General features: G+C 68.6%; 7 protein-coding genes. 2 read left to right on the forward strand and 5 right to left on the reverse strand.

Translation table 11 applies throughout. The features are described 5' to 3' along the window. Positions 1-91: 91 nt before the first annotated feature. The 3 genes from infA to ACZ4MF_RS48550 all read right to left on the reverse strand — a co-directional run bounded on the left by infA (position 92) and on the right by ACZ4MF_RS48550 (position 1,635). Positions 92-316: a translation initiation factor IF-1 gene (infA, locus tag ACZ4MF_RS48540; protein ID WP_010981942.1), complete on the reverse strand. Its 225-nt coding sequence runs from the start codon at positions 314-316 to the stop codon at positions 92-94. Next, a complete protein-coding gene (locus ACZ4MF_RS48545) occupies positions 313-1,104 on the reverse strand; it encodes a GNAT family N-acetyltransferase (RefSeq protein ID WP_467500809.1) in 792 nt (263 codons plus the stop codon). Before ACZ4MF_RS48545 ends, infA begins: the two co-directional genes overlap by 4 nt. A 174-nt stretch (positions 1,105-1,278) precedes the next feature. After that, positions 1,279-1,635 carry a hypothetical protein gene (locus ACZ4MF_RS48550; RefSeq protein ID WP_467500811.1) on the reverse strand — a complete coding sequence of 119 codons (357 nt, stop codon included), beginning with the start codon at positions 1,633-1,635 and terminating at the stop codon, positions 1,279-1,281. Between the two features lie 531 nt (positions 1,636-2,166). Between ACZ4MF_RS48550 and ACZ4MF_RS48555 the strand changes: the two genes are divergently transcribed. Then, entirely contained in the window at positions 2,167-2,688 is a 522-nt protein-coding gene (locus ACZ4MF_RS48555) for a P-loop nucleotide/nucleoside kinase family protein (protein WP_467500813.1), read from the forward strand. A 747-nt stretch (positions 2,689-3,435) separates the two neighbouring features. Here the strand turns inward: ACZ4MF_RS48555 and ACZ4MF_RS48560 are convergent. After that, positions 3,436-4,074 carry a LysE family translocator gene (locus ACZ4MF_RS48560; protein ID WP_467500815.1) on the reverse strand — a complete coding sequence of 213 codons (639 nt, stop codon included), beginning with the start codon at positions 4,072-4,074 and terminating at the stop codon, positions 3,436-3,438. Positions 4,075-4,758: 684 nt separating this feature from the next. Between ACZ4MF_RS48560 and ACZ4MF_RS48565 the strand changes: the two genes are divergently transcribed. Beyond that, positions 4,759-5,202, forward strand: a complete 444-nt coding sequence (locus tag ACZ4MF_RS48565; RefSeq protein ID WP_467500817.1) for a large conductance mechanosensitive channel protein MscL — start codon at positions 4,759-4,761, stop codon at positions 5,200-5,202. Between the two features lie 509 nt (positions 5,203-5,711). Here the strand turns inward: ACZ4MF_RS48565 and ACZ4MF_RS48570 are convergent. Beyond that, positions 5,712-5,870 (reverse strand): zinc-binding dehydrogenase (locus ACZ4MF_RS48570; RefSeq protein WP_467500819.1); only part of this gene is annotated, 159 nt, incomplete at its 5' end.

Here is a 5,870-nt window from a genome sequence, read left to right on the forward strand (position 1 = left end):
CTCGCAATCCACACCGAACCCAGAGGCCCTCACCTCATTCAAGGACCGCTCAAAGCGTGTCGCCTGTCACCAACGTCCCGGGACAGCACACCTAGTTCCGGTACCTGAACACGATCCGGCCGCGCGTCAGGTCATACGGCGGGAGTTCCACCAGCACCCGGTCTTCCAGCATGATCTTGATGTAGTTCTTGCGGATCTTCCCGCTGATGTGCGCGAGCACCTGGTGGCCGTTCTCCAGCTCCACGGTGAACATGGCGCTGCGCAGGCACTCGACGACCTTGCCCTCGACTTCGATGACGTTCTTGTTCTTGGTCATCGCACCAGCTCCAGGTTGCTGCTCACCGGCCGGGCGCCGATACCCTCGAACAGCGTCGAGGCTGCCTGATTGGACTCGTGGACCTCGGTGCAGGCCGCGGCGAACCCGGAGCGGTGCAGCATCCCCAGCGCGTGGGCCAGCAGCGCCCGCGCGATACCGCGGCGCTGCTCGCCGGCCCGGACCGCGACCAGCCCGATGCGCGGCCGGTTCACCGTCACCACCCGGATCAGACCCAGGTAGCGGTCCGGCGCCGCGGCCACCGCGTACTTCGACGGGTCGACGATGGTGTCGCCTTCGGGGCGGGGAATGACCTCGGCGGGCATCGACTGCCACCCGACGGTCGCCTCGACTTCGTCACGGATCGCGCGGTCCACCGCCCGCAGCAGAGTCTCGTCCGCCCGACCGGCGGGCACGATCGTCACGCCCGAAGGCGGCAGGACTGCTTCGAGCCCTGTGATCTGCGGGTCGGTCGGGACAACGTACTCCCACTCGCGGCGCCGGATCGTGAACCCGGCTCGCCGCCAGGCGGCCGTCAGCTCGACATCGGCTTCGTCGACCACCGTGTACAGCGGCGCCGGCAGCTCCGGCAGCATCACCTCGGCGAGCCGGTCGAAGGTGGCGTCGTGCCAGGCGTCGATGCTGACGAACAAGCGCCCGTCGGGCCGGTGCACCGCAAGCCCGCGGCCGACCACCAGGTCGTCATCCAGTGCGTGCCATTGCCTGTCCGCGACGCGCGTGATCATCACCGCGTTCTCGCCAGGGCCAGATGTGAAAGGCTTCGTGTTCATCGGAGTCTCCTCCCAGGAGTGCCTCGATCTCAGGCGCTCCTGGCGACACCGAATGTCAGCCGCCGGACCGTGACGGGTTGAGGGAGCACCCATGGGTAACTGTGTTCACGGGTCTCACCTCCCTACGACGACTTCACGGTCCACCCCGAAAGTAGCAGCGAGGCCCTGCCTCGCTCAAATCTTTTCCGAACGGGTGGTCACGGCGCTGGACACGGCACTGCACGGTGCCGATCCGGCGACCGCTCTGGTCGCCGGAAACATGGGCACCCGTCTCAAGGCGCTACGACGTCTCGGCCGCAGGTCGCTTGCCGGTCGGCCATCGTGGGCCCCGCTGAAGCCGACCCTCAACGGTGGCCACTCAGTGAGGTGCTCCGCCATCGCCTCCTCGGCGCGGTCGGGTGTGCGGGGCAATATCGCGCCTACGACGCGTTCGTGTTCGGCCAGCGTCATGTCGTCGGCGCTCCCGCCCATTTCGACGAGCTCCTCAAAGCCGCCGGCGGTGCCGGTGATGACGATGGTCTGTGCAGACACCGGAAAGCTCCCTCCGTGAGGCGAATGATCCCCTTGGTCTCCCCACCCCGATTGAGTGAAGCACGGGTGCGTCGAGCCGCTTTCATGACGACTTCGCCGAGCCGCCACCACGCTCGGACGGCGCGACGGCGTACGACAGGTCACGCTCACCGATGTCGCCACAGAAGCGCATGTCCACAAATCGCCGTTGTGTGTCACTTCGAATCGCGCGCGATGCGGTCTTCCTTCCCTGTTCTACGACCTGCTGCAGCCCCACCAGGGATGCCCCCGGACAAGCCGTCGACGCCATCGCCGGTACGACCGCGATGGACGCCCAGCAGCGGCAGGCAGACGTCGAACCCGCCGGGAGCCCTGGTCGCCGCTAGGCCGAGGACCCGCTTCTCGCCCACGCGGCCTCCGAGTTCGCGCCCCGGCCGACCCGGCTGGTGACCATGCTGCTGACCGGCGCCGAGAAGAGACAGTCCGAGCAGCCGTGGGTGACCCGCCGCACCGCCTGGCCCCACGGCCCGGACAGCGCCAGCGTCGGGACCCGTGATCGTATGGATCAACGGCGCCCACGGTGTGGGTAAGACGACGACCAGTGCACTCGTCCAGCAACTGATCCCGGATTCCAGGGTGTTCGACGCCGAGAAGGTGGGCGAGACGCTCATGGACATCACGCCGGGGCTGCCCTGGACGGGTAACTTCCAGCACTGGCCGCCATGGCGCCCGCTTGTCGTCGAGACCGCCCGCCACGTCCTCGACTACACGGGCGGCACCTTGGTGATCCCCATGACCGTCCTGATCGAGCAGTATTGGCGAGAGATCAGCGCAGGGCTGGCCCAACATGCCGTTCCGGTACGGCACTTCGTCCTCCACGCCGACCAGGTCACCCTCCGCGGGCGCATCGAGGGTGACGCCGTGATGGGCCCGTCTCCCTTCCGCCTCGAATACCTTGAGCCCTACGCAGAGGCCGCACGCACGTGGCTGCACGCCGAGGCCGAAGTCGTCGACACCACCCACCTCACTCCGGCCCAGGCCGCCGAGCAGATCGCGCAGGCGGTCAAGAGCTGAGATCCACCCGCCGAGCCGATCAGGGGATCAGTCCCGAAGACCTCCTGGGTCCCCGTATGCAAGCTCCGAGGCTCCTACGCGCTCCCTGTCCGCCGCAGTGCCTCCCACGCACGTCGGGCGCGGCCGATGCCATGCCCGTCGCCTGGCGACGTGCGGCCGGCCTGCTTGCACATGCGGCAACGATGCCGTGGCCACGGGTGTACGCGGCCGGCCACCACCCGGGCCGTGGGCCTGGGTGGTGGCGTGTGTTCCGGCAGAGGGGCAGGGTTCGTACTGCGACACCTGCCAAGGGCCCGGCGAGGTCGATGCGGTCGGCGGGACTTACGACACGAAGGCCGCCCCGATCATGGGCACGCATCGGTCACGGACGCCGAGGGCAAGGATGTGAGCCGTCAGGAAGCTGCGGAATCCGTTGACCAGCGCGCTGGAACCACACGCCCGGCGGTGGTCTGCCCAGACGTCGGAATCCGGCTCGCTTCCAGATCGGTGCGCAGGAGCGCGAGGTTGGCCGCATGACCAGCCGTGGCAACTGCTGCTCGGCGGCGTACAGGAGCAACTGCTCGCGTGCGCAGGCCTGCTGATGCTTGGCCGGGACGTGCAGAGGGCGGCCGGTACCGGCGGTCTTCTCCTCATCGCCCAGGCAGGCGTCCTCAACGATCACCGGGCGGCGGAGAGTGCGGGCGGGGTGGGCCCAGGCAAGCGCCATCTCGTCGCGACCTACGGTGCGGCGGCTTGTGGGTGTGCAGGTCAGTCCCCGCGTCCCGTCACGGCGACGGTCACGCCCACCCCGATCATCGCCAGTCCCCCGGCTCTGCCCACGAGTTCGTACCGGCGTGGCGAGCGGGCGAACCACGTCCGTACGCCGCTCGCGGCCACGCCCCACCCGGTGTCGGACGTCAGGCCGATCCCGACGGACACCAAGCTGAGGAGCAGCATCTGACCGGGAACGTGACCGCCGGCCCGGTCGACGAATTGCGGCAGAACGGCTCCGAAGAGGATCAGCGCCTTGGGGTTGGTGACGCCGACGACGAACCCCTCACGCAGCGCCTGCCGGGAGCTCCCAGGACTTGCCGCGACACCGAGCGCGTCGGTCAGCGCACGGCGTCGCCTGATCGCCTGTACACCCAGCCAGACCAAATAGGCGGCGGAGACCGCCTTGAGCACCCCGAACACCGCCGCCGACCGCTCCAGCAGTGTGCCGAGCCCGAAAGCCACGCATGCCGCGACAACGTAGTTGCCCGCAGCGTGCCCGAGGACCGTCGCCAGCGCCACGCGCCGACCGTGCGCCAGGGCCCGCCCCACCACGAAGAGCACGCCTGGCCCCGGGACCACGATGAGCACAGCGGACGCCAGCGCGAAGGCGAGCAGTCGATCAGCTGATATCACGAGCGAGACGGTACTTGGGAGCTGTTCCGGATACCAGGCCCTGCCCGCGAGGGATGCGCCCGCCTGACCGCGAGTGCTTCGCGAACGCCGACAGCGTTCGTGGCATGAGTGGCACCTTCGACGTGGCCCGCTCTGAACGGCGGGGTCTTCGACCGCGACCGAGCCTGGACATTCATCCAGAGCTTTGCTGCCGCTTGGGGCGAGCCTCTGGTCGAAGACGCCGGCACTCCTACGGCGGAACTGTCACGGGCCGAGGCGACGCTCGGCTGCACGCTGTCGGCCGCAGTGCGCGAGGTCTACGCACTTGTCGGCACCCGGCCCGACCTGGTCGCCGACCAGGACCCCCTGCTGCCGCCCCACCTGATGTTGTGCAGGACGGACGAGTGCGGCGGTGTGCCTCGTGTTCCGCAGCGAGAACCAGGGCTGCGCCTGCTGAGGGTGTGCGCCTTGTCGGCCTTGGCTTGTTCGGTCCCGGCCGGAGCCGTCAGACAGCAGCGTGCGGAGTCCGGCGGAGCAGCTGGCCCAGCTGCGGGACGAGAGCCGGCGGCTGCTGAAGGCAGAGAAGCAGTGGCAGCTCGGACCGGATGCCGGGCTTCCTGCGCGTCGCATCCCGGGCCCACCGCACAGGGCGGTTAGCGTTCTGACGTCCGATCAGTCAAGCCGAATCCGACGCGGAGGGACAAGATGCTCAGGGGATTCAAGAACTTCCTGATGCGTGGCGACATCGTCGTCGTGGCGGTCGGGCTGATCGTCGCGCTGGCGTTCAGCACGCTCATCAAGTCGTTCACGGACAACGTGATCAACCCGATCATCGCGCGGGCTCAGGGAGGCCGGAACTTCGGGCTCGGGTGGCAGCTCGGGCGACCCGGGAACAAGGCGACCTTCCTCGACATCGGGTCGTTCATCTCGGCGGTCATCTACTTCGTCATCTTCATGGCCGTCGTCTACTTCCTGATCGTCGTGCCGTACAAGAAGTTCCAGGCCCGGCGCGGTGTGGCCGCCTTCAAGGAGGCCGGTGCGGTGAAGACATGCCCCGCCTGTCTCTCCGAGGACATTCCCGCCGCAGCCGGCAAGTGCCGGTACTGCGGCACGGAGCAGCCTGCGTCGGGCACGGCACAGCACCCGTAGGGCGCGGGCAGCGGCGCCCGTCAAGCCCGTGCCCTGCGGGCGTGGTGTTGGGAGGAAGTGGGCCTTGTGCCTCGGCCCGCCTCGTGAAGAGCTCGGTGCGGGGCGAGGGGATCTTTCTCACAAGCAGTGGGCGGTGTTCGAGTTTTGCTGCCGGATGTGACGCGGGACAGGCCCCGGTGGACGGGCCGAGGCTCATCGATGGGATCGGGTGACGGGTGTGGCCGGGTGCCCATGGCGCGATCTTCCCCCCCCCGGGGGGGGGGAACGGGCGCGGCAGTTCCCCGCTACGTGCTCTTCCGCTCTCTACGTGCTCTTTCGCCGTCGGCAGCGCGAGGGCGTCTTACTGGTGCTGTTGACCAGGCTGCAAGGTCGGGCCAATGCGGCTGGGCTGATCATTTGACAGATCGACATCGACTCCACGGCCTGCCGGACCCATCAGCACGCGGCAGGCGCCCGGCGCAACGGCCAGGACCAGAAGGCCCTGCTTGACGACGACACGCGGCCGGCTCTCAGACGACCAGGACCCGGCGTCCGCGTGTGTGGCCGGACTGGCTGTCGATGTGCGCCGCCGCGGCCTCATCGAGCGGGTACGACTTCTCGACCGGGATACGGAGCTTTCCCCGTGCGATGAGGCCGACGGCCTCGGAGAGCGCTTCTGGCATGCTCCC

This window comes from Streptomyces sp. NPDC025793 (genome assembly GCF_055558375.1).